This is a genomic window from Kribbella pratensis, from assembly GCF_004365355.1.
In the GTDB taxonomy this organism is placed as follows: domain Bacteria; phylum Actinomycetota; class Actinomycetes; order Propionibacteriales; family Kribbellaceae; genus Kribbella.
Window position 1 is genome coordinate 38,397 of sequence record NZ_SODP01000005.1, and the last position, 22,478, is coordinate 60,874.

Here is a 22,478-nt window from a genome sequence, read left to right on the forward strand (position 1 = left end):
CAACGCGGTGGCATTCCTGCTGCCTGTACTACGAGGTGATAGGCAGCGCGACCGAGAGCGTAGTGCCTGCTCCTGTTGGGCTGTCGACCTCCAACGTGCCGCCCAGAGCCTGGACGCGGTCGTCGAGCCCGATCAGTCCGGAGCCGATCGCCGGGTCCGCGCCACCACGACCGTCGTCGCGGACCTGCAGCATCAGCCGGCCATTGGTGATGTCGGCATCGATCAGTACGACGGACGCGTCGGCGTGCTTCGCGGCATTGGTGAGGGCTTCGGACACGACGTAGTACGTGGCTGCTTCGATCGGCGCCGGGAGCCGGGTGGTGAAGCCGACCGTGACTTCGGCCGGGACCTTGGACCGGCGGGCGAGCATCCGCAGCGCCGGGCCGATGCCGCCTTCGGACAGGATCGCGGGATGGATGCCTCGGGCAATTTCCCGGAGTTCGTCCAGCGTCGACGACAGCCCGTCGGCGATCTTGTCGAGCTCGGCCATCGGGGTGTCGGCCTGGATCGCCCGGACGTCCAGGGTCAGCGAGACGAGCCGTTGCTGGATCCCGTCGTGCAGATCGCGCTCGATCTGCCGCCGGGTCTCGTCCGCCGATCGCACGATGCGCGCCCGGGACGCGGCGACGTCGGCGCTGGCCGCGCCGAGCGAGGTCGCCATCGTGTTGAACGTCCGTTCCAGTGTGCGGATCTCACCGACGCCCGTCTCCGGCACACGGACGTCGAGATCGCCCGCAGCCAGCTGGTTCGCCATCTCCGCCGTGACCCGCACCGGCCGGACGATCGCCCGCGTCAGATAGATCGTGAAGCCCAGGATGAGTACGACGGAACCGGCCAGCCCGATCGTCGCGGCGACGACCGCCTGATTGGCAACCGCGTCGGAGTGCCGCTGCTCGGTCACCGACAACTGCTGCTCGGAGCCGATCAGCTGGTCGAGCACCGAGCGGATCTGTGCGACCCGCTGCGCGCCTTCTACGGTAGCGGCCTCGGTGCGGGCAGCGTCCGGGTCGAGGCGCGCGGACTCGATCTCCGGCATCGAGTAGTCACGCAGGTACGACGTGACGCTCCGACTGACCTGCTGCGCCCGAGTGAGCTCATCGGGGCTGCTGGCAACCAACTGCTGCAACGCGGCGGTCTGCGACGGCAGCTGTGCCTGTGCTGCCTGCCACGGCTGCAGGAACTTCTCCTGACCGGTGATGACGAAGTCGCGCTGTCCTGTTGCCAGGTCGGATACCAGCCGTTCCACCTGGTGCGCGCTGGTCAGCACGGCGGAGGTGTGGCGGGCCTGGTGTTCCGACGCACGCAGTCCCTGCACCGAGATCAGCAGTACGACGAACCCGGAGCCGACCAGCACCATCAACAGCCCGCTCGCGACCAGCACTCGCCGGGCGACTCCGCCGATCACGTCGCTGGGCGCCGCACGCCGTCGAGGTAGGTCAGGACGGCCAGGACCCGGCGATGGTCGTCGTCGGTCTCGGGCAGGTCGAGCTTGGTCAGAATGCTCCGGACGTGCTTCTCGACGGTCCCTTCGGCGACCCACAGCCGCCGCGCGACACCGGCGTTCGAGCGGCCCTCTGCTACCAGCGACAGGACCTCCCGCTCCCGCTCGCTGAGGGCGGCCAGCGGGTCATGGCGGCGTCGCGCGTCAACGAGCTCCCGGACCAGAGCGGGGTCGACCACCGACCCGCCGCGCGCAACCCGGCGCAGGCTCTCGAGGAACTCGTCGACGTCCGTCACCCGGCTTTTGAGCAGGTAGCCGACGCCCTGCCCGGCAGCCATCAGCTGGAGCGCGTGCTCGACCTCCACGTGCGCCGACAGCAGCAGTACGGCGGTCTCGGGATGCTCCCGGCGGATGACGTCCGCCGCGTCGAGGCCCTCCGTCGAGAGCCCGGGTGGCATCCGGATGTCGACGATGACGAGCTCCGGCGCCTCGCGGCGTACCAGGTCGAGGAGCTGCTCGGCGTTGCCCGCAGTACCGAGGACGGCGAAGCCGGAGCGCTCGAGCAGACTGGCCAGACCCTCGCGCAGCAGCACGTCGTCGTCTGCGATAGCCACTCGGGTCCGGCTCACGTCTTACCTCTCGATCACCCCGATGAGTCCAGGGAGTTCCAGTGTGGCACCGGAAACTCCCCAGACAATCGGCCTTACTCGCCGGACAGCTGGTCGTAGTCCTGCGTGTCGTCGTAGTACCGCGAGTAGGCGACCTCACTGAACGTGCGCGGCACCTTGCCGAGACCCTTGATCACGGTCGCCGTCCCGTTGGCGTGCCCGATCGTGTAGAGGTACGGCGCTCCGGTCTCCTTGTCGACGCCGAGCAGCAGCGTCCCGGTGCCGCACTTGGAGGCGACGAGCGCCTCGAAGCCCTGCCACGTGGTCCGCCGTACGACCTTCACCACCGGCTTGCCAGAGACCGGGATCCGGATCGTGTAGAGCGCTCCGGCGAACGTGTTGGCGAGGAAGGTGTCGTAGGTGGCGGTCTGGCTGATCAGCGTCATCGTCTTGACCGCGCTGAACCCGGCGTACGTCGCCTTGTGGGTGAACGACGTGCCGTCGACGCTCCAGCGGAGGATGGTGTCACCGATGAGGGCGTACGCGCTGTTCCGGACGAGCTTGCTGCCGACGTTGTAGCGGGAGTTCTCGACGTACCGGGCGGCGCCCCACCCGCCGCCCACCGCGGTCCGCGTCACCGAGCCCGGGTCGACCTCGCCGCCGAAGCCCTTCACGTCGTACGTCAGCAGGTTGAGCGTGGAGTCCAGTACGACGTACTGGCGCCGGCTGACGCCGGTCTGGTCCGCGTTGACCTGCAATCCGAGCCCGCCGGCCACCTTGATGGTGTCGTCCGGCAGGAGGTCCTTGCCGCCCCAGGTGCTCGCCCCGGCGCTCGGCGGGACGGTCCCCGACAGCCCCCGGAGGATGAGGTCCCCACCGCTCGTCGTCGAGCCCAACGCCAACTGGCAGAACGGCGGCGGCGCCGTCGTACCAGCACTCGCCGGTGCGGCCTGGACCAGCGCTCCGGCAGCCATTACTACCCCCAGCAGCCCAGCTGCACGTTTCTTCATCCTTGCTCACTCCCCGTAGAGAAGGTCGTCGGCTTCAGAGCTGCCGGCGAAGTATCGGAAGTACGCCTTGTCCTCGGGCGCGACGAGCTGGTTGCCCACCTTGCCCAGGCCGTTGATGACCGTTGCGGTTCCGTTGGCGTGGCTGACGGCATACAGGTAGGCGGTGCGCGTGTCCTTGTCGATGCCCAGCAGCAGAGTGCTCTGCTTGCCGCACCTCTCGGCGATCAGCGTGTCAAAGGCCTGCCAGGTCGACGTGCGCACCTTCTTGACCACCGGAGCGCCGCTTACCGGGATCCGGATCGTGTAGAGCGCCCCGCCGCGGGTGTTGGCCAGGAAGCTGTCGTACGTCGCGGTCTGGCTGATCAGCGCCATCGTTTTCACGGCCGAGAACCCGCCGTACGTCGCCTTGTTGCGCCAGGCCGATCCCGCCACGGTCCAGCGCGTGATCACGTCGCCCTGCAGCGCGTAGGTGTTGGTGCGGGGGCCACTGGGTGTGAAGAACGTGGACTGGTCCAGGTACGTCTGGTGGATCCAGCCGCCACCCACCTTGGACTTCTCGTACGACGCCGGATCGAGCTGGCCGGTGCCGTCGTCGATGGCGTAGCTGAACCGGTAGAGGTCGGTCCCGATCGTCACGTAGCCGCGGCTGACCGTGGCCGACGGTGGGTCCGGCTCCCATCCCACCGACGTGGCGAGCCGGACTTGGTCCACCGGGAACAGGCCCTTCGGGCGGACTACCGGCGTACCGGCGGTGACCGGTGACGTCGCCGTGATCCTCTGGAACTTGTGATCGCCCTGGACGGTCACCGTGCCTAGGGTGAGGCTGCAGGCCGCACTGGCCCGGGCAGCCCCGGCCTGAGCCGGCCCGGGCACCAAGGCTGCCGCCGTCATCGCCACGCCGAGCACGCCGGCCGCGATCCGAAGTCTCGTCATTGTGATCAGGCTCCGGTCAGGTTGGTGCCGGCGCTGTAGTAGCGGAAGTACGAGTCAGTGGCCGGGAACGTCGTCGGGACCTTGCCGAGGCCCTTGATGACCGTGGCGGTGCCGTTGGCGTGGCCGACCGCGTACAGGTAGCCGGAGCCGGTGTCCTTGTCGATGCCGAGGAGCAGGGTGCCGTAGTTGCCGCACTTCTCGGCGATCAGGGTCTCGAAGCTCTGCCAGGTCGACGTGCGCACCTTCGTGACCACCGGCTTCCCCGAGCCAGTCGGAATCCGGACGGTGTAGAGCGCACCGCCGTTCGTGGTGGCCAGGAACGTGTCGTAGGTGCTGCCCTGGCCGATCAGCGCCATCGTCTTGACCGCCTTGAAGCCACCGAAGGTCGTGTAGTACTTCCAGCCACTCGGGGTGACCGTCCAGCGAGCGATCAGTCCGTCGGTGAACTGGTTGATCAACGAGTAGACGTTGGACCGTTCGATTCCCCCGGCGGTGGAGCGGCTGAGCTCGACGTACTTGTGCAGGTCGTCCCAGCCGCCGCCGACCAGCGTCTGCCTGAGAGTCCCCGGCACGATCGCCGTACCGGTGCCGTCGGTCATGTAGCTGGTGCCGTACATCCGCACGCCGACGACGGCCAGACCGGTGCGTTCCTCACCGGCCGGTACGACCAGCTCGGTGCGGACCGAGGTCGGCAGGTGCGCCTGACCGTCTGCATAGATGTCCTTCGGTCCGACCTGGCGGGCGCCGGCTGACGGCGTAGCGGTGATGGTTTGCTGGGTGTGATCGCCGCCGGGCGTGATCGAGCCCAGTCGTAGCGAGCACGCTGCAGATTGGCTGGTCGCGGTGGCCGGAGCTGCTCCGGCGGGTGCGCTGACAAGGGTGCCCGCGGCGAGCACTCCGGTGGCGATCGCGCCGAGCGCCCGCCTGTTCTTGGTCATCTGGAAGTCCTTCCTCGCGACAGTCTTGATGCGGGCGGACAGCTGATTGTTGCGGCCCGCAGGTGCATCAAAGGGGTAACGCCGGACGACGGCGCGCCTGAGATCTGGCCCGCTTGTCGGAACAGCGCCGTAGTGTGGGTGATGTGAACCGGCGAATCTTCGGTCTGGAGAACGAGTACGGCGTGACCTGTACGTTCCGCGGGCAGCGGCGACTGACCCCGGACGAGGTCGCGCGGTATCTGTTTCGGCGGGTCGTGTCCTGGGGGCGGAGCAGCAACGTCTTCCTCCGCAACGGGGCCCGGCTCTACCTCGACGTGGGCTCCCACCCGGAGTACGCGACCGGCGAGTGCGACTCGGTCACCGACCTGATCGCGCACGACAAGGCCGGTGAGCGGATCCTCGAGGGACTGCTGGTCGACGCGCAGAAGAGGCTGCACGACGAAGGCATCTTCGGCGACGTCTACCTGTTCAAGAACAACACCGACTCGGCCGGCAACAGCTACGGCTGCCACGAGAACTACCTGGTCAGCCGGCACGGCGACTTCGCCAAGCTGGCCGACGTGCTGATCCCGTTCCTGGTCACCCGGCAGCTGATCTGCGGCGCCGGCAAGGTGCTGCAGACGCCGCGCGGTGCGGTGTACTCCGTGTCGCAGCGGGCCGAGCACATCTGGGAAGGCGTCTCCAGCGCGACCACCCGGTCCCGGCCGATCATCAACACCCGGGACGAGCCGCACGCGGACGCCGAGCGCTTCCGCCGGCTGCACGTGATCGTCGGCGACTCGAACATGTCCGAGACCACCATGCTGCTCAAGGTGGCCAGCACCGACCTGGTGCTGCGGATGATCGAGGCCGGCATCGTGATGCGCGACCTGACCCTGGACAACCCGATCCGGGCGATCCGCGAGATCAGCCACGACATGACGGGTCGCCGCGAGGTCCGGCTGGCGAACGGCCGCGAGGCGTCGGCGCTGGACATCCAGACTGAGTACCTGACCAAGGCGCGCGACTTCGTCGACCGCCGCGAGCTCGGGACGCCGGCGGTCGAGCGGGCACTGTCGCTGTGGGAGCGGACGCTGAAGGCGATCGAGTCCGGCGACATGTCCGGGATCGAGCGCGAGATCGACTGGGTGATCAAGTACCGGCTGATCGAGCGGTACCGGGCGCAGAACAACCTCGGTCTGGCCAGCCCGCGGGTGGCGCAGCTCGACCTGGCGTACCACGACATCCACCGGCCGCGCGGGCTGTACTACCTGCTCGAGCGCAAGGGCGCGGTCACCCGGGTCGTCGACGACCTGCGGGTGTTCGAGGCCAAGTCGGTGCCGCCGCAGACCACGCGGGCACGGCTGCGCGGCGAGTTCATCAAGCGCGCGCAGGAGCGCCGCCGCGACTTCACCGTCGACTGGGTGCACCTCAAGCTCAACGACCAGGCCCAGCGGACTGTGCTGTGCAAAGACCCCTTCAAGTCCCACGACGAGCGCGTAGAGAAGCTCATCGCGAGCATGTAAGGGAAGGAAAGAAGAGGCGGGGAGGCGCCCGCGACGAGCGCGTAGAGAAGCTCATCGCGAGCATGTAAGGGAAGGAAAGAAGAGGCGGGAGGGCGCCCGCGACGAGCGGGTCGAGAAGCTCATCGCGAGCATGTAGTTCCTGGCTAAATCACGTGCTTGGTCGCTGTGCGCTGCTTAGAAAGGGCGCATGGCGATCGAGATCCGGCCGGTCACTCCGGCCGAGACCCAGGAGTACCTGAGCGTCCTGCCGTACGTGAACGGCTTCCCTCAGGAGGAGCCCGAGCCGTCGGCCTGGTACGCCGGAACAGCCGCCTGGCCACCGCAGGTCCCGCCGACGGCTTCCGACCTCGAGCGGTACGCCGACGAGCTTGAGGCGGACTGGTTCCGCCCGCAGGCAGCGTTCGTGGACGGCAAGATCGCAGGTGGGTCGGCGATCGTGTCGGTGCAGATGACCGTCCCGGGCGGTCGGCAGTTGGCACTCGGCGGCGTGACGTCCACCGCCGTACTGCCGACGTATCGGAGGCGTGGACTGCTGCGGAAGATCATGTCAGCGATGCTGGCGGACTGCCGCGAGCGCGGTGAGTTCCTGGCCGGGCTCAGTGCGAGCGAGGGGACGATCTACGGCCGGTACGGGTTCTCGCCCGCGACGTTCCAGCACCGCTGGGAGGTACGGCGTACCGATGTGGCCTTCCGGTCCGAGTTCTCGGACTCGGGCGGGCTCGAGTTGGTGGACGGCGTGGTGGCGGGCGAGGTGTGGCCGGTGCTGCACGAGCAGGTACGGGCTGAGCGCGTGGGGGAGATCAGTCCGTTGCCGGGTAAGTGGGACGGGCTCCCAGCCGGTGCGTTGCCGGCGGACGGTTCCGGGCCGGCGCACCACCTAGTGCATCGTGACGCCGCGGGTGCAGTGGACGGTGCCGCGATCTTCCGGTTGCCATGGTCGCCGGATCCGGCCCAGGCCGGCGTACTGCAGGTAGAAGCCTTCGAGGCGCTGACAGTCGACGCGTACCGGGCGCTATGGGAGTTGCTGCTCGACTTCGACCTCACCAAGCGGGTGGTTGCTGCACGGCGACCCGTCGACGAGCCACTGCGGTGGATGCTGACCAATCCGCGGGCGCTGAAGCTCACACGGACGCGGGACAACCTGTGGCTGCGCATCCTCGACGTACAAGGTGCTCTGGAGGCGCGCACGTACGGCGCGACCGATGCGCTCGTGCTGGACGTGTCGGACGACCTGTTCGGCCCCGGCCGGTGGCGCCTGGACGCAGCACCGGATGGAGCCACCTGCACCGCCACAGACCAGACGGCTGACCTGTCCCTGGGCATTGCCGAGCTGGGATCGCTGTACCTCGGCGGAGTCCAAGCAAGTGAGCTGTCCCACGCCGGTCGCATCGACGAGCACACTCCGGGCGCAGTGTCCCGGTTGGACGCAGCACTGCGAACCGAGCGCGCACCGCACAACGCCGTCGGTTTCTGAGTCGTGTTCGGGCGCCGTGACTGTACGTGGTGTGACTCAACGGTGACGCAGCCAGCCGCCCACCCCTTTGAACCCGCAGGCTAGGGTGGGCGGCGTTGTTGACCGGAGGCTAGCGGCGCCCAGGCGCGCCGGGATGGTTCGAGGTGCGGGTTTCGTGCGCAAGTTGTTGAGGCTGGTCGTGGTTGCGGCGCTGGGATCGTCCCTGGTGGCGTGCGGATCGGACAAGAAGGACGAGTTCGGGGCCGCCGGTGTCAAGGTGACCTCCGACTTCGGGCAGAAGCCGACCATCACCCACCGCGACGGTGACCCGGACAAGACCCTGGTGACCGAGGTCCTCAAGGAGGGCGACGGTCCCGAGGTGAAGAAGGGTGAGCTGCTCACCGCGAACTACCTCGGCCAGATCTGGCGCGACGGCAAGGTCTTCGACAACTCCTACGACCGCGGCGCGCCGTCGTCGTTCCCGATCGGGGTCGGCGGCGTCATCGCCGGCTGGGACGAGGGTCTGGTCGGCAAGAAGATCGGCAGCCGCGTGCTGCTGTCGATCCCGGCCGACAAGGGTTACAAGTCCACCGGTAACGAGCAGGCCGGCATCAAGGGCGACGACACGCTGATCTTCGTCGTCGACCTGGTCGGCGAGGCCGCCAACGACACCCCGCTGGACGCGAACCCGGTCACCCCGTCGACGCCGACCAAGATCTCGGTCAGCGGCCCGCTGAACGCCGAGCCGAAGGTGACGGTCGCGGCCGGCACCAAGCCGCCGGCGAAGCCGGGCAAGCCGGTCGTGTTCGCGCTCGGCAAGGGCAAGCCGATCGAGAAGGGCAGCCAGCTGATCGGCCGCTACGTCGTCTACGACTACACCGGCAAGAAGCAGGCCAGCACCTGGGACGGTCAGCCCGCCACCGCGCAGAGCCCCGCTCAGCCGGGTGCCCCGACCGACCAGCTCCAGGTCGGCCCGAGCCCGACCGGCCAGACCGGTGCCCTCGACGGCCTCGCCGGCATCCCGATCGGCAGCCGCGTCCTGGTCGAGCTCCCGGCCTCCAAGGACCAGGCCGGCAAGACGGTCAACGCCTTCGCCGTCATCGACATCCTGAACGCCTTCCCGGCCCCGAAGCAGACGGGCCAGTAGTCACAGCTCTTCACCCGAAAGGCCGGTCTCCTTACCTGGGAGGCCGGCCTTTCGCGTTGAACCAGTGGGCGGTATCGCGGTGGAAGGTGAAGTACACCGCGCTGATCACCGCGGTCAGGTGTACTGCGCGAAGCGCGGCGATCGTGACGAAGCTGACGGACCAGTCGATCGTGGTGAAGTCGCCGTTGTCGACCAGCCAGCCGATCGGTTCGGTGACCAGCGAGACCACGCCGACCGTCCCGAGTACGCCGACCAGCAGATAGCGCGACCAGCGCACGCCGCGCCGGAAGTACCGGTCGATGATCACGAACAGCGCGCCGTAGATGACTGCGCGAACTGCGATCTGCCCGAGGACAGCGGACGTCGAGACGTCGTCGCCCAGCGCCAGCCCCACCTGGACGACGGTCTCCACGACCCCGGCGGCCACCGCCAGCAACCACAACATCGTCGCCGACCGGGCCGTCAGCGGCGGTTCAACCCGACTAATCGTTCTCATGCTTCGAGCGTGGCCGCGAAGGCCCGCAGGATCAGGAGTACTGCGTCCCCACTCCGGGTGGAGGTACATCCACCAGACCCGCCGCATGCCGGCCTGCCGCGGCCGCGGCCTCGAAGTACGCACGGTCCTCGTCGAGCCCACGACCCATGGTGGACAGCTTGACCGGCGCCGCCTCCATCGCCTCGTACAACCCGTCCACGCCGACCCGCACGACCCGATGCCGCGCCTTCAACGGCTCGGCCGCGTCTCGCACCGCGTCCCCGAAGTCACCGGCAAGATCCGGTACGACGACATCCGCCGGCTGGAGCGCTACACGGCCGTACGCGGTGAGGCTGTGGTGCGAGATGCCACGGTGGCGTGGACGCGGGTCAGCTTCGGAGATCCGGAGCGATGCGACAGCCCGGCCGCCCAGCGTGCCGACTGCGTTGACCGCCTCACCGGACTGCACACCAGAAAAGCCCCAGCGCGTTCCAGTGCCCAGATTGCCTGGCCCTTGCGTGATGACGACCACCTCCGCCGCCAGGACCTGCACGGCCGTCAACAGCCCGGTGTGGACCGTGACAGCCTCCCGGTCCCCGCCGTACGCCTGGCCGACGGTCACTGTCCCGCTGAGCCAGCCGGCCTCGCGCAGCGTCGCCACGGTCCGCGAGAACGCGAGCGGGAGCGCACCGCCGTCCGTCATGACGTAAACGACCCGCGTGGTCGGCCGGGCCTCGTAGACGCCCGCCAACACGGCAGGCAGGGCAGAGTGCAGGTCCGCGACGACGACCGGCGTACCGAAGAGGTCGTCCGCGTCCCGCAGTACGTCGTGGTCGGGGGAGTCCTGCTCGTCCGCGCCCAGGACCATCGCCTGCATCGGCGTGTAGCGGGCCTTCACCAGATGCCCGCGCTCAGGCGGGTCCTCCGGCAGCCGGTCCGGTATGGCGACCACCAGCGCGTAGCCGCCCGTGCCCAGGCCGCGGTCCAGCGCGCTCACGTTGAGCAGCACGCGGTCGCCCGCCACCGGCGTACCGACCAGGTCCGGGTAGGCCAGGGCGCGCACAGACTGCGCACCGACCGTCACAGTCAGCTCAACCGCGCCGGCCCAGCTCCGGCCGACCTGCGCCACCACACCGTCCCGCCAGCGAATCACGCAGCGACCTTAGCGCGTCGAAGGTGTGTTCGAAGTTTCGGTGCGGAAAGGCGGGTTTTGGACGCCCGGAGGCCGTAAGGTGGTCGGGTGTCGGCGCGGAAGAGTGAGCGACTGCTCAATGTGGTCATCTGCCTGCTGGTCGCGCGCACCTACGTGACGAAGGAACGCATCCGCGAGGTCGTCGAGGGGTACGCGGGCCAGACCGACGACGCGTTCGAGAAGATGTTCGAGCGGGACAAGGACGAGCTGCGCGATCTCGGCATCCCGATCGAGATGGGCACGATCGACAAGTTCTTCTCCGACGAGGTCGGCTACCGGATCCGGCGCGACGTCTTCGAGCTCCCCGAAGTACACCTGGAGCCGGACGAGGCCGCCGTGCTCGGCGTGGCCGCGCGGGTGTGGCAGCACGCCGGTCTGTCCGAGGCGACCACGTCGGCGGTGCTGAAGCTGAAGGCAGCCGGCATCCAGACCGACCAGTCCGCGCTGAGCGCGATCGAGCCGCACGTTGGCGCGTCGGAGCCGGCCTTCGACCCACTCTGGTCCGCTGTCGTGGCGCGGCAGGTAGTCCGGTTCCAGCATGTGCGTAGTGGTGAGTCGGAGTCGACGACGCGGACGCTGGAGCCCTGGGGCATCGTCTCCTGGCACGGCCGCTGGTACGTCGTCGGTCGGGACCGCGACCGCCAGGCCACCCGTATGTTCCGGCTGTCGCGGATCGGCGGCAATGTGAAGACCGTGGGGGAGCCGGGCGCGTTCACCGTGCCCGAGGGGACCGACCTGCGCTCACTGGTGACCGAGCTCGCGCCGCCGCGTCCGACGTCCGAGGCGAAGGTGCGGGCGCGGACCGGTTCGTGCGTGAGCCTGCGTCGCCGCGCGAACGCCATCGAGGAGTACGAAGAGGGCTGGGACCTGCTGCACGTTCCGTACGCCGACTCGTCCGTGCTGGCCGAGGAGATCGCGTCGTACGGACCGGATGCGGTCGTCGAGGGCCCTGGGGACGTGCTGGACGGGGTGTTGTGGCGGCTGCGGACGGTGGCCGGGGCATGAGTAATGCGCGTGACCAGGTGCAGCGGCTGTTGGCATTGGTGCCGTACCTGCGGGAGAACGACGGTGCGCGCGTCGACGACGTCGCCAAGGAGTTCGGCGTCCGGCCGAAGCAGATCATCGCGGACCTGAAGGTGTTGTGGTTCTGCGGGCTGCCCGGTGCGCAGATGGGCGATCTGATCGAGATCGACATCGAAGCGGCCGAGGGTGACGGCGTCATCCACATCAACAACGCGGACTACCTCGCGCGGCCGTTGCGGCTGGCCGCGGCCGAGGCCCTCGCCCTGCTGACCGCGCTGCGCACGCTGCGCGAGGTGACGGCCGGCCCGGACCGGGACGCGGTCGACCGGGCCATCGCGAAGCTGGAGCGGGCAGCGGGAGAGGCTGCGGCGGCTAGTGAGGGCGCTGCGGCACACGTTCACGTCGAGCCGGCCGCGCCGGAGATCGCCGAGACGGTCAACCGCGGGCTGGCCGGGAAGCGGCGGCTCCACCTGACGTACGACGTACCGTCGCGCGACGAGACGACCGAGCGCGATGTCGACCCGATGCGGCTCGTCGTGTCCGAAGGCCGCACGTACCTCGAGGCCTGGTGTCGCCTGGCCGAGGACGTCCGGCTGTTCCGCCTGGACCGCATCGCCGCGGTCAAACTCCTGGACCTGCCGAGTGAGCCGCCGCCCGAGGCCACGCCGCGTGACCTGTCGAACGGCATGTTCCAGCCCTCCGAGCAGGACCTCCTGGCCACGGTGAAGCTGGCACCTCCGGCTCGCTGGGTCGCCGAGTACTACCCGAACGAGTCCGTCGAAGAAGGCCCCGACGACTCGCTCATCGTCAAACTCCGTGTCGCGGACACCTCCTGGCTCCAACGCCTGGTCCTCCGCCTCGGTGGAGCCGCCACCGTGCTCGATCCGCCCGACCTCAGCACCCAGATCGCCGCCACCGCCCGCGACGCCCTCTCGGCGTACGACGACTAACCGTTGCTGAGCTGCTTCTCCAAGGGGGAGCGGAAGCGGGGAGTGACGCGGACACCGGCCAGCCAGGCGGTCCAGCGAGCTGCTTCGGACTCGACCAGTGCGGTGGTGTCGTGGCCGACGTCCTCGAGGAGCTTGTAGCGGACCTCGCCGGACTCGGGCTGCCCCCAGCCGCCGATGATGCGGCCGTCGGCCCAGATCGTCGGGCCGATGTTGCCGGTGGTGTCGAAGAGCTTGGACTTGTGCGGACCGAGGAACCAGTCACGCTCCTTCCAGCCCATCGGCGTCGGGTCCAGACCGGGGAGGAACGCCACCCACGGCTCGACCGGGACTTCGGGTGCCTCGTCGCCGGGCAGCACGTAGCCGACCTGACCGTCCAGCTCCACCTCGACCGCCTCGACCGCGGCCAGCGCCTTCTTCGTCTGTCCGCCCGTCCAGCCGGCCCACCACTGCAGGTCAGCCGCTGTCCCCGGACCGAACGACGACAGCCAGGCCCGCGCGAGCGTGACCCGCGCTTCGTCCGCCACCGGCCTGTCACCGAGCCCACCGGGCAGCCAGTCGGCAGAAGGCGACCACTGGTGCTGTCCGCTCAGCCACGTCCCCAGTGGGCGTCCACGCACGATCCGCCCCTCTGCGGACAGCTGGAACAACACGCGGCTGGTCACATACGGCTGAGCGGCGTACGTCTTGCCGGCCGCCATGCTCAGCCTGGTCCGCAGCCGCGGCTCGTCTGCGGACAGCTCCTGCGCCGTCGCAGACCCGCGTAGCGCCAGTGCGGTCGCAGTCGACTCCTCGACGGCAGCAAGCCAGCGTCCGCAGGCCTCGACCCCCTCTGCGACGCCGGCCTCGTTCAGGTGCTTGACCAGCAGCTTTCGTTGCTTAACTGCGATGTCGTCCGTGCACGCTGCCTGCACAACCGGCGCGAACGGCGTCGGGACGACGAACACCGTACGGCGCATGCCGAGCATCCGGATCAGCGAGCGATCGTCGTACAACGCACGCTCCGTGGCCGCGACGTCACTCCCTGGCACGCGCGCGGCGACGCTCAGGTGAACAGTGGCCGGATCGGTGGCGTGCAGCGCGACCATCGACGCGGCTGCTTCGACCGGGTCGGCCGCCTGGCAGCCCGCCCCGAGTCGGTGTCTCCGACCGAGCCGCGCCCGCCGCTCGTCGACGCTGATCCGCGCCATCCACGCTCCCTTGCCGGCCGTTCCCAGCCGTTCTCGTACCAGCTGTCCCGCGCTGTCACACTGCGGAGACACTCGGTTTTACCATCACGTTCCGACACCGTTGTCCGCCGAGACGCCCCGGCGGGCGTGGGCGATGGCCAGGAACCGGCTAGGCTCCTGGGTATGTACTGGTTCCTGCTCTTCCTTGCGGTGGTGGCGGTGTGGCTGCTCGTCCTCGCCCTGCTCGCGAGGAGGGTCTGGGGTCAGGCCAAGGCACTGACGCGTGAGTTGGTCGCCGCCCAGTCCAAGCTGGAAGCCGCGCAGTCCACGTCCGGGTCTGGACAGACCCGCGAGGAAGCGCACGCTCCGGCGTAGTATTCGGCCACGAACTCAGGCTCGAGCTTCGAGTTGATGTTGGAAAGGGAGATCGACATGGCACCGCTCCTCGGTATGCCCCAAGGCGCAGAGTGGCTCGTCATCCTCGCGATCGTCGTGCTGCTGTTCGGATCGGCGAAGCTGCCGGCCCTGGTGAAGCAGCTCGGCAAGTCGAAGAAGATCTGGGAGGAGGAGGTCGGCCCCAAGAAGAAGGACGGGGAACTGACCCAGGAGGCCTCGCAGCCTCCGGCGCAGCAGCCGGCCCCGCAGGCCCAGGCCGCGCAGCCGAACCAGGTGAACGGCCAGGCGCCGGGCGACGGTCTGCCGCCGACCCACACCGCCAACTGAGCCGAACGCCGCACCTGTGTCGATGGTGAAGTTCGGGCGGCGGAAGGACAAGCAGGACCGCCACCCGAAAGACCCTGAGGGTCGCATGACCCTGCGCGAGCACATTGTCGAGCTCCGGAACCGGCTGCTCATCAGTGTGCTCGCGATCGTGGTGTGCACCGTGCTCGGCTGGATCTTGTACGACGAGGCGTTCAAGTTCCTGACCCAGCCGTTCCACACCAGCGTCGGCGACCTGGCCCGGGAGCAGGGCAAGGAGCCGATCCTGACGTTCCCGGGTGTCGGCGACGCGCTCACCTTCCGGATCAAGATCTCCGCCCTGTTCGGTCTCGTGCTCGCCAGCCCCGTCTGGCTGTACCAGCTGTGGGCCTTCGTGGCGCCGGGACTGCACCGCAACGAGCGGAAGTGGGCGTACATCTTCTCCTCGATCGCGGCGCCGCTGTTCGCCGGCGGTATGGCGGTCGCGTACTGGACGCTGCCGAAGGGCATCGCGATCCTGATCAGCTTCACCCCGCTCGACATCCAGAACCTGATCGAGCTGCCGACGTACCTGGACTTCGTGATCCGGACGATGCTGGTCTTCGGCGTCGCGTTCCTGATCCCGCTGGTCGTCGTACTGCTGAACATGGTCGGCGTGGTCCCGGCCCGGGCGCTGGGCAAGTTCCGGCCGTACATCATCCTGGTGATCTTCGTGTTCGCGGCCGTCGCGACGCCGTCCGGTGACCCGTTCACGATGTGCCTGCTGGCGATCCCGATGTGTCTGCTGTTCTTCGCGGCCGAGGTGATCGCCCGGATCAACGACAAGCGGCGCGGCGAGCGTCAAGAAGAGCTGCTGGCCGACTGATGAGTCGACGGATCGCGCTGGTGGTCAACCCCACCAGCGGGCGGGGCCTGGGTGCGCGGATTGCGCCGATGGTCCGGGATCGGCTGGCCGCGGCCGGGCTGACGGTCGACGTACATGCCACGACCTGCGCCGAGGACGTCGGCCGGATCGCCTCTGAGGTGGTCGCGTCCGGGGCGGACGCGGTCACGCTGATCGGCGGCGACGGGACGATCCACCTCGGCGCGCAGGTGCTCGCGAACTCCGGGATGCCGTTCGGCGTGATCCCGGCCGGCACCGGTAACGACTTCGCCCGCGGTATCGGCGTACCGCTCAAGGATCCGCTCGCGGCCGCGGACCTGGTGGTGGCCGGCAAGACCCGGACCGTCGACCTCGCCACGGCGAAGGACGTCTTCATCACCACGGTCGTCGCCGGCGGCTTCGACTCGCTGGTCAACAAGCGGGCCAATGCGATGTCGTGGCCCAAGGGCAGCTCCCGCTACACGGTTGCGACCCTGGCTGAGCTGCGCACGTTCAGCCCGCTCGAATACGTCGTGACGGTCGACGGCGACCCGATCGAAACAAGGGCCATGCTCGTCGCGGTCGGCACTGGGCCGACGTACGGCGGGGGACTGCAGAGCTGTGCCGGCGCCACGATCGACGACGGCCTGCTGGACATCACGATCATCGAGCCGGTGTCCCGGCTGACGCTGCTGCAGCTGTTCCCGAAGCTCTCCAAGGGCACTCATGTCGGCCATCCGGCGGTTCGCACGCTCCAGGGCCGCTCGGTCCGGATCGAGTCGCCCGGCATCACGGCGTACGCCGACGGCGAGCCGCTGGGCCAACTGCCGGTCGACATCGGCATCGCGCCGGGTGCGCTCACCGTCTTTGCCTGAGCCTTCGCCGGAACCGCCGAAAACATTAACGTCCGAGGTATTCTCATTTCCGTCCTCCGTCTGATAGGAAAGCTTCCTAACAGTTAGTGCCCTCGGACGCCCCTCGGAGGAGTCATGGAGAACCGCCCCACCCGCAGGACCGCACTGATGCTCGGACTGTCGCTCGCGGCCGTCCCCGTCGGCCTGGCCATCTCCCGCTACGCGCCGCACGCCGACGCCGCCGTACAGGCGACCGGTCTGGACGATCCCGCGAAGAAGGAGATCGCGATGGAGATCGTCTGCAGCGCGGAGAACTCGTCGCTGGACTGGAAGGCGCAGTACAAGTACATCGAGGACATCGACGACGGCCGCGGCTACACGGCCGGCATCATCGGGTTCTGCTCGGGTACCGGCGACATGCTCGACCTGGTCGAGCTGTACACCGACCGCAAGCCCGGCAACGTGCTGGCGAAGTACCTACCGGCGCTGCGCAAGGTGAACGGCAGCGACTCGCACAAGGGCCTCGACCCGAACTACACCAAGGACTGGAAGACCGCCGCCAAGGACACCGTCTTCCAGGGTTGCCAGAACGACGAGCGCGACCGGGTGTACTTCAACCCGGCAGTGGCGCAGGGCAAGGCCGACGGGGTCCGCACGCTCGGTCAGTTCTGCTACTACGACGCGATCGTCATGCATGGTCCGGGTAACGACTCGACCAGCTTCGGCGGCATCCGCAAGCGCGCGCTCGGCAAGGCCAAGCCGCCGTCGCAGGGCGGCAACGAGACCACCTGGCTGAACGCGTTCCTCGACGCGCGGGTGTGGGCGATGAAGCAGGAGGAGGCCCACAGCGACACGAGCCGCGTCGACACCGCCCAGCGGGTCTTCCTCAAGAACGGCAACTTCAACCTGGACACCCCGCTCAGCTGGAAGGTGTACGGCGACTCGTACCACATCAGCTAGTCCTCCCAGGCGCGCAGCCGGGCTCCCATCGAACCACCAGGGAAGGGAGCCCGGCTGCGTCATGTCGAGGTCGGACCGCCACCACTCACCAATGTGCGTAGCAGACCGGTCGCGGTTGTGGCTGAGCGTGCGCCGCGTCAGCCGCCTGAGGTTGATGAGTGGTGGCGGTCCGTGCGGGGATCGAGCTCGGCGCGCTGACGCAGCATCGAGAGGCTGGTGGCGAGTTGGTCGAGGACCGACGCTGGCAGCACGGAGCCGACCCAGATGTTGAGCTCGGCCTCGACGGTCGGGGCCGCCGCTGTGAGGACGCGTTCGCCCTCCGATGTGAGCTCGACGAGGGAGGAGCGGCGGTCGTCGGGGTTCGCCGTACGGCGGACGCGCCCGGCGGACTCGAGCCGGTCCACGGCCTTGCTGGTGGCGCCGACGGTGATGGCCATCTCGCGGGCCAGGTCGAAGACCCGGGTAGTGCCGTGGGCCGCTGTGAAGCGCAGGAACTCGAACTGACCGAGCGGGAGGTCGTGTTCCGCCTTCAGACGCGTGTCGAGCACGTTGTAGAGGCGTGTTTCCAATCGGACCAGGTCCGTGAACAATGCTGTGAGATCAGTCACGGAATTAGATTCCTCGGAACGTAGTTGTGGAGAACTATATTCCTCGGAATCTATCACCAGGAGACGGACTCATGAGCGCTGAAGAACGTGAAGCAGCACGCGGCATGATCGAGAAGGCCGAGCTCGGGCGGACGCCGGAGCAGCAACGGGCCGGCTTCGACGAACGGTTCGCCAACCTCCCGCTCGGTGACGACGTCAAGTTGGTCGAGCGGACGCTGGGCGGAGTCCCGGCGCTGGATGTGCACGTCGACGGCGCAAATGCGGACGGCGTCATCCTCTACCTGCACGGCGGTTCGTACGTCCTCGGTTCCGCCCGGACCGGTGCCAACCTGGCGGCGCCGTTGTCCCGCCGCAGCGGTGTGCCGGCCGTGTCGCTCGACTACCGGCTTGCGCCCGAGCATGCCTTCCCGGCCGCGATCCACGACGCGCTGGCGGCGTACCGGGAGCTGGTCGAGAGTGGTCAGAAGGTCGTCATCATTGGTGATTCGGCCGGTGGTGGGCTCGGGCTGGCGACGATGATCGCGGCGCGGGCCGAAGGCCTGCCGCTGCCGGCCGGTGCGGTTCTGTTGTCGCCGTGGACCGATGTCTCGCTGAAGAGCCCGAGCATGCGCACCCGTGACGAGGACGACCCGCTGTTCAGTCGCGCCAACATGGCCGAGGCGGCCGAGTTCTACATGGGCGGTGCGGACCCGACGAACGAGTTGGCGAGCCCCGTCTTCGCCGACCTGAAGGGCCTCCCGCCGCTGCTCGTCCAGGTCGGTACGGCGGAGATCCTGCTCGACGACTCACTCCGCCTGGTCGCTCGCGCAGCCGAGCAGGACGTGGACGTCAGCCTCGACGTGGTCGCCGGCGCCCCGCACGTGTTCCAGTACTTCGCCGGCGCCATGTCCGAGGCCGACGAAGCACTCGACCACGCCGCGACCTTCGTCAAGAACCGGCTCCGGGACAAATCTGTAGGTGGCGTCGCATAGATTGGGGCCCATGAGTACCCCGTCCGAGAAGTACGCCTCGTTCCGCTCGGACCAGGAGCATCCGGCCGTGAAGGAGTTCCGGGGGCTCTACGACTTCGCGCTGGACGAGTTCCAGTTGCGCGCCTGCGCCGCCCTCGAGGACGGCCACCAGGTGCTGGTCGCGGCGCCCACCGGCTCCGGGAAGACGCTGGTCGGCGAGTTCGCCGTCCACCTCGCCCTCGAGCGCGGCCAGAAGTGCTTCTACACGACCCCGATCAAGGCCCTCAGCAACCAGAAGTACGGCGACCTCGTCAGCCGCTACGGCGCTGACAAGGTCGGCCTGCTCACCGGCGACAACTCGGTCAACTCCGAGGCGCCGATCGTCGTGATGACCACCGAGGTCCTCCGCAACATGCTGTACGCGGGATCGCAGACACTGCTCGGTCTTTCGTACGTCGTGATGGACGAGGTGCACTACCTGGCCGACCGGTCCCGTGGCGCGGTCTGGGAAGAGGTGCTGATCCACCTGCCGGACTCGGTCTCGGTGGTGTCGCTGTCGGCGACCGTGAGCAATGCCGAAGAGTTCGGCGACTGGCTCGAGACGGTCCGGGGCAACACCGTCGTCGTCCTGGAGGAGAAGCGGCCGGTTCCGCTGTTCCAGCACGTGATGGTGGGCAAGCGGCTGCACGACCTGTTCGCCGGCGAGGCGCCGACCGCGCGTGTCGGTGCGCCCAGCAAGTCCGGCAACCCGGCGAAGGCGAACGCACCGGTCAGGGCCGACGTCAAGGATCTCGTCAACCCGCAGCTCGTCCGGATCGCCCGCGACGACAACCGGATCTTTCGCGACGACTCGCGCAAACCCCGCCGGCGCCGCGACCTGCCGAAGAGCAGGCCATCCCGCTCGCACTTCACGCCGTACCGCTCGGATGTCGTCGAGGAGCTGGACGCCGGTGCGTTGCTGCCGGCGATCTACTTCATCTTCTCCCGCAAGGGTTGTGAAGATGCGGTCGTGCAGTGCCTGCGGTCCGGTCTGCGGCTGACCAAGCCGTCGGAGCGCGACGAGATCAAGCGAGTCGTCGCGGAGCGGACGGCGGACCTGCCGGACGAGGACCTCGGCGTGCTCGGGTACCACGACTTCGCCGAGGCGCTCAGCCGCGGGATCGCGGCGCACCATGCGGGCATGCTCGCGGCGTTCAAGGAGGTCGTCGAGGAGCTGTTCGCGCGCGGCCTGATCAAGGTCGTGTTCGCCACCGAGACGCTTGCCCTGGGCATCAACATGCCCGCGCGCACCGTCGTGCTCGAGAAGCTCTCGAAGTGGAACGGCGAGGCCCACGTCGACATCACGCCGGGGGAGTACACGCAGCTGACCGGCCGGGCCGGGCGTCGCGGGATCGATGTCGAGGGCCACGCGGTCGTGCTGTGGCAGCCCGGGTTCGATCCGCGCGAGGTTGCGGGTCTCGCGTCGACCCGGACGTATCCGCTGCGGTCGTCGTTCTCGCCGTCGTACAACATGGCGGTCAACCTGGTTCGCCAGGTCGGGCGGACGCGGGCGCGGGACATGCTCGAGTTGTCGTTCGCGCAGTTCCAGTCCGACCAGGCCGTGGTCGGGCTGGCGCGGCAGGTGCAGCGCAACACCGAAGCGCTGGAGGGGTACAAGGAGTCGATCGAGTGCCACCTCGGCGACTTCCTCGAGTACGCCGCCCTGCGCCGGCGGATCGGTGATCGCGAGGCGTCCGGCTCGAAGCGGCGCAAGCTCGACCGCCGCGTCGAGGCGCAGGAGTCGATCGAGAAGCTGAAGACCGGCGACATCATCCGCATCCCGGCCGGCCGCAGCGCCGGTTGGGCACTGGTGCTCGACCCGGGGATGCGGTCCGAGCGCGAAGGTCCGCGGCCGACGGTGCTGACGCTGGACCGGCAGGTGCGGAAGCTGTCGATGGTCGACTTCCCGACCCCGGTCGAGGCGATCGGCGTACTGCGGATCCCGCGCAAGTTCAACCCGCGCAACCCGCAGCAGCGTCGCGAACTGGCCCAGGTGCTGCGGACGCGGACCGACCTGCTCGGTGAGGACGGACCGCCGTCGCGTACTCGTGGTCGTGACGCGGTTGCACACGCCGATGATCCGGAGTTGCAGGAGATGCGGGCGCAGCTGCGTGCGCATCCGTGCCACGGGTGCTCGGATCGCGAGGACCACGCGCGGTGGGCGGAGCGGTACTTCCGGCTCGACCGGGAGAACCGTGAGGTCCAGCGGAAGATCGAGCAGCGGACGAACACGATCGCCCGCCAGTTCGACCGGGTCTGCCAGGTGCTGGACGCACTGCACTACCTCGACGGCGACAAGACCACCGAGGCCGGCGATCGGCTGGCGCGGATCTACACCGAGCTCGACCTGGTCGCCGCTGAGTGCCTGCGGCAAGGTGTCTTCGACGACCTGACTGTGCCCGAGTTGGCTGCGTGCCTGGCCGCATTGGTCTACGAGTCGCGGTCGAAGGACGAGCCGACCTCGCCGCGCTTGCCCCGTGGCGACGTACGCGAAGCCCTGGAGCGGATGGGGTCGATCTGGCGCGACCTGTCCGCACTCGAGCGGGACATGCGAGTGGACTTCCTCCGCTCGATGGACCTGAACTTCTGCTGGCCCGCCTTCCGCTGGGCGTCCGGTGCATCACTGGCCGAGGTCCTGTACGAGTCAGACCTCGCGGCCGGCGACTTCGTCCGCTGGGTCAAACAACTCATAGACCTCACCGAACAAATAGCCGACGCCGCCGGCCCCACCCCCCTCCGATCCACCGCCCGCTCCGTAGTAGACCAAATCCGCCGAGGCGTAATCTCGTACGCCACCGTCGTCGACTAAGCCCAAAGGACACCGCGCCGCGGCGGCCGTTCTATTGGCGGCCTCCGGGGGCGTGCCTGTTCGCCGTGGAGCTGACAAGGCGGAATTCATTCCTGATCTACTCAGTGAAGTAGGGCAGATGCTCCGATTTGAGTTTCGTAATGCGAGTTTCGAGGGACTGTGGTCCGGGGAGTTTCGGGACCTGGAGTTGGGAGTGGTTGCGGACTTCAGGCTCCGCGTGGCAGAGCAGGTCATCTACAGCGAGGATGGCTTCACAGTATTCGAGTTGCGATTGGCGTTCGATCACTGGTTGCGCAAGTCAGATAGTGCGGTCGTCGGATTCGAGTTCAACTCGGTTGAGTCCGACGAGCCGGGCCTTGTCTGGTTCAGGCCACAACCTGGCGGCGGGTACCGAGTCGGGTCAATTCATCAGGACGATGTGTCGTTCGAGGTCTTCTCGCCAGCCGAAATCCAGCAAGCCGCCCAGGAGTTCATCAGTTCTGTCGATGACTGGGTTTTGCAGAATCTCGGAATCGTGGTGGCAGAACATCTTGATCTGCCGCGATGAGGCGACTCCCGTGAGAACGTGTGCTGTTGCAGCCGGTTGGCCGGTGGTCGCGGCTTCGAGTTACGGGTGCGGCGAGAGATGGAAACGCGGATGCGCCCGGTCGTCTCCGAGCGGTACGGTTTGTCGATCCCGACAACAGGTGCGCCGGGGCGCCGAGGCGAGAGCCGAACCGCGTGAGTAAAGGGCATTAGGCGGGAGGTTTGCGCGCGAGTCCCACGATCGGGGACCCAGGTAGACCGCGTCGGACCCGGTTATGAGGTGTCCTGGCCCCATCCAGATGCCAGGGGATTGACCCGGGTGCGCCGGCCG

General features: G+C 68.3%; 22 protein-coding genes. 13 read left to right on the forward strand and 9 right to left on the reverse strand.

Features of this window, described 5'->3' with window-relative positions; all coding sequences use genetic code 11:
- Window positions 1-28 precede the first annotated feature (28 nt).
- From EV653_RS38280 to EV653_RS38300, 5 genes are all read right to left on the reverse strand, one after another.
- Entirely contained in the window at window positions 29-1,405 is a 1,377-nt protein-coding gene (locus tag EV653_RS38280; protein ID WP_134111141.1) for a sensor histidine kinase, read from the reverse strand.
- Window positions 1,402-2,070, reverse strand: coding sequence for a response regulator transcription factor (locus EV653_RS38285; protein WP_134111143.1), 669 nt, complete (start codon window positions 2,068-2,070; stop codon window positions 1,402-1,404). The genes EV653_RS38280 and EV653_RS38285 overlap by 4 nt, the downstream gene beginning before the upstream one ends.
- A 74-nt stretch (window positions 2,071-2,144) precedes the next feature.
- Window positions 2,145-3,059, reverse strand: coding sequence for a hypothetical protein (locus EV653_RS38290; protein WP_134111145.1), 915 nt, complete (start codon window positions 3,057-3,059; stop codon window positions 2,145-2,147).
- Window positions 3,060-3,065: 6 nt separating this feature from the next.
- Window positions 3,066-3,992 carry a hypothetical protein gene (locus tag EV653_RS38295; protein WP_134111148.1) on the reverse strand — a complete coding sequence of 309 codons (927 nt, stop codon included), beginning with the start codon at window positions 3,990-3,992 and terminating at the stop codon, window positions 3,066-3,068.
- A 5-nt stretch (window positions 3,993-3,997) separates the two neighbouring features.
- On the reverse strand, window positions 3,998-4,930 hold the full coding sequence (locus EV653_RS38300; RefSeq protein ID WP_238160731.1) for a hypothetical protein: 933 nt from the start codon (window positions 4,928-4,930) through the stop codon (window positions 3,998-4,000).
- 143 nt (window positions 4,931-5,073) lie between these two features.
- On the opposite strand from EV653_RS38300, the gene pafA reads away from it, so the two are divergent.
- From pafA to EV653_RS38315, 3 genes are all read left to right on the forward strand, one after another.
- Complete coding sequence (gene pafA, locus EV653_RS38305) at window positions 5,074-6,435, forward strand: Pup--protein ligase (protein ID WP_130439232.1); 1,362 nt, start codon at window positions 5,074-5,076, stop codon at window positions 6,433-6,435.
- Between the two features lie 187 nt (window positions 6,436-6,622).
- Entirely contained in the window at window positions 6,623-7,909 is a 1,287-nt protein-coding gene (locus tag EV653_RS38310; RefSeq protein ID WP_134111150.1) for a GNAT family N-acetyltransferase, read from the forward strand.
- 154 nt (window positions 7,910-8,063) lie between these two features.
- Entirely contained in the window at window positions 8,064-9,035 is a 972-nt protein-coding gene (locus EV653_RS38315; RefSeq protein ID WP_134111152.1) for an FKBP-type peptidyl-prolyl cis-trans isomerase, read from the forward strand.
- Between the two features lie 31 nt (window positions 9,036-9,066).
- On the opposite strand, the gene EV653_RS38320 is transcribed toward EV653_RS38315, so the two are convergent.
- Together EV653_RS38320 and EV653_RS38325 are read right to left on the reverse strand one after the other, a co-directional pair.
- Window positions 9,067-9,531, reverse strand: a complete 465-nt coding sequence (locus EV653_RS38320; RefSeq protein ID WP_134111154.1) for a hypothetical protein — start codon at window positions 9,529-9,531, stop codon at window positions 9,067-9,069.
- 31 nt (window positions 9,532-9,562) lie between these two features.
- Window positions 9,563-10,663 (reverse strand): DUF3866 family protein, encoded by a 1,101-nt coding sequence (locus EV653_RS38325; protein ID WP_134111156.1) that lies wholly within the window; start codon window positions 10,661-10,663, stop codon window positions 9,563-9,565.
- Window positions 10,664-10,750: 87 nt separating this feature from the next.
- Between EV653_RS38325 and EV653_RS38330 the strand changes: the two genes are divergently transcribed.
- Both EV653_RS38330 and EV653_RS38335 read left to right on the forward strand, forming a co-directional pair.
- A complete protein-coding gene (locus tag EV653_RS38330) occupies window positions 10,751-11,707 on the forward strand; it encodes a helix-turn-helix transcriptional regulator (protein WP_134111158.1) in 957 nt (318 codons plus the stop codon).
- Window positions 11,704-12,675, forward strand: coding sequence for a helix-turn-helix transcriptional regulator (locus EV653_RS38335; protein WP_134111160.1), 972 nt, complete (start codon window positions 11,704-11,706; stop codon window positions 12,673-12,675). Before EV653_RS38330 ends, EV653_RS38335 begins: the two co-directional genes overlap by 4 nt.
- On the opposite strand, the gene EV653_RS38340 is transcribed toward EV653_RS38335, so the two are convergent.
- Complete coding sequence (locus tag EV653_RS38340) at window positions 12,672-13,862, reverse strand: winged helix DNA-binding domain-containing protein (RefSeq protein WP_134111163.1); 1,191 nt, start codon at window positions 13,860-13,862, stop codon at window positions 12,672-12,674. The genes EV653_RS38335 and EV653_RS38340 overlap by 4 nt on opposite strands.
- Window positions 13,863-14,024: 162 nt before the next feature.
- On the opposite strand from EV653_RS38340, the gene EV653_RS38345 reads away from it, so the two are divergent.
- The 5 genes from EV653_RS38345 (at window position 14,025) to EV653_RS38365 (ending at window position 17,216) form a co-directional block, all read left to right on the forward strand.
- Window positions 14,025-14,216, forward strand: coding sequence for a hypothetical protein (locus tag EV653_RS38345; protein ID WP_134111165.1), 192 nt, complete (start codon window positions 14,025-14,027; stop codon window positions 14,214-14,216).
- Window positions 14,217-14,273: 57 nt separating this feature from the next.
- Window positions 14,274-14,564 (forward strand): twin-arginine translocase TatA/TatE family subunit, encoded by a 291-nt coding sequence (locus tag EV653_RS38350; protein WP_130439214.1) that lies wholly within the window; start codon window positions 14,274-14,276, stop codon window positions 14,562-14,564.
- 22 nt (window positions 14,565-14,586) lie between these two features.
- A complete protein-coding gene (gene tatC, locus EV653_RS38355; RefSeq protein WP_238160732.1) occupies window positions 14,587-15,405 on the forward strand; it encodes a twin-arginine translocase subunit TatC in 819 nt (272 codons plus the stop codon).
- Window positions 15,405-16,277: a diacylglycerol/lipid kinase family protein gene (locus EV653_RS38360; RefSeq protein ID WP_134111167.1), complete on the forward strand. Its 873-nt coding sequence runs from the start codon at window positions 15,405-15,407 to the stop codon at window positions 16,275-16,277. The genes tatC and EV653_RS38360 overlap by 1 nt, the downstream gene beginning before the upstream one ends.
- A gap of 114 nt (window positions 16,278-16,391) precedes the next feature.
- Window positions 16,392-17,216: a chitosanase gene (locus EV653_RS38365; RefSeq protein ID WP_134111169.1), complete on the forward strand. Its 825-nt coding sequence runs from the start codon at window positions 16,392-16,394 to the stop codon at window positions 17,214-17,216.
- 137 nt (window positions 17,217-17,353) lie between these two features.
- Here EV653_RS38365 and EV653_RS38370 read toward each other — a convergent pair whose 3' ends face one another.
- Window positions 17,354-17,824: a MarR family winged helix-turn-helix transcriptional regulator gene (locus EV653_RS38370; RefSeq protein WP_134111171.1), complete on the reverse strand. Its 471-nt coding sequence runs from the start codon at window positions 17,822-17,824 to the stop codon at window positions 17,354-17,356.
- 71 nt (window positions 17,825-17,895) lie between these two features.
- Between EV653_RS38370 and EV653_RS38375 the strand changes: the two genes are divergently transcribed.
- The 3 genes from EV653_RS38375 to EV653_RS38385 all read left to right on the forward strand — a co-directional run bounded on the left by EV653_RS38375 (window position 17,896) and on the right by EV653_RS38385 (window position 22,169).
- A complete protein-coding gene (locus EV653_RS38375) occupies window positions 17,896-18,795 on the forward strand; it encodes an alpha/beta hydrolase (protein WP_134111173.1) in 900 nt (299 codons plus the stop codon).
- A gap of 10 nt (window positions 18,796-18,805) precedes the next feature.
- Entirely contained in the window at window positions 18,806-21,622 is a 2,817-nt protein-coding gene (locus EV653_RS38380; RefSeq protein ID WP_134111175.1) for a DEAD/DEAH box helicase, read from the forward strand.
- 118 nt (window positions 21,623-21,740) lie between these two features.
- A complete protein-coding gene (locus EV653_RS38385; protein WP_441294991.1) occupies window positions 21,741-22,169 on the forward strand; it encodes a DUF7878 domain-containing protein in 429 nt (142 codons plus the stop codon).
- Window positions 22,170-22,478 lie beyond the last annotated feature (309 nt).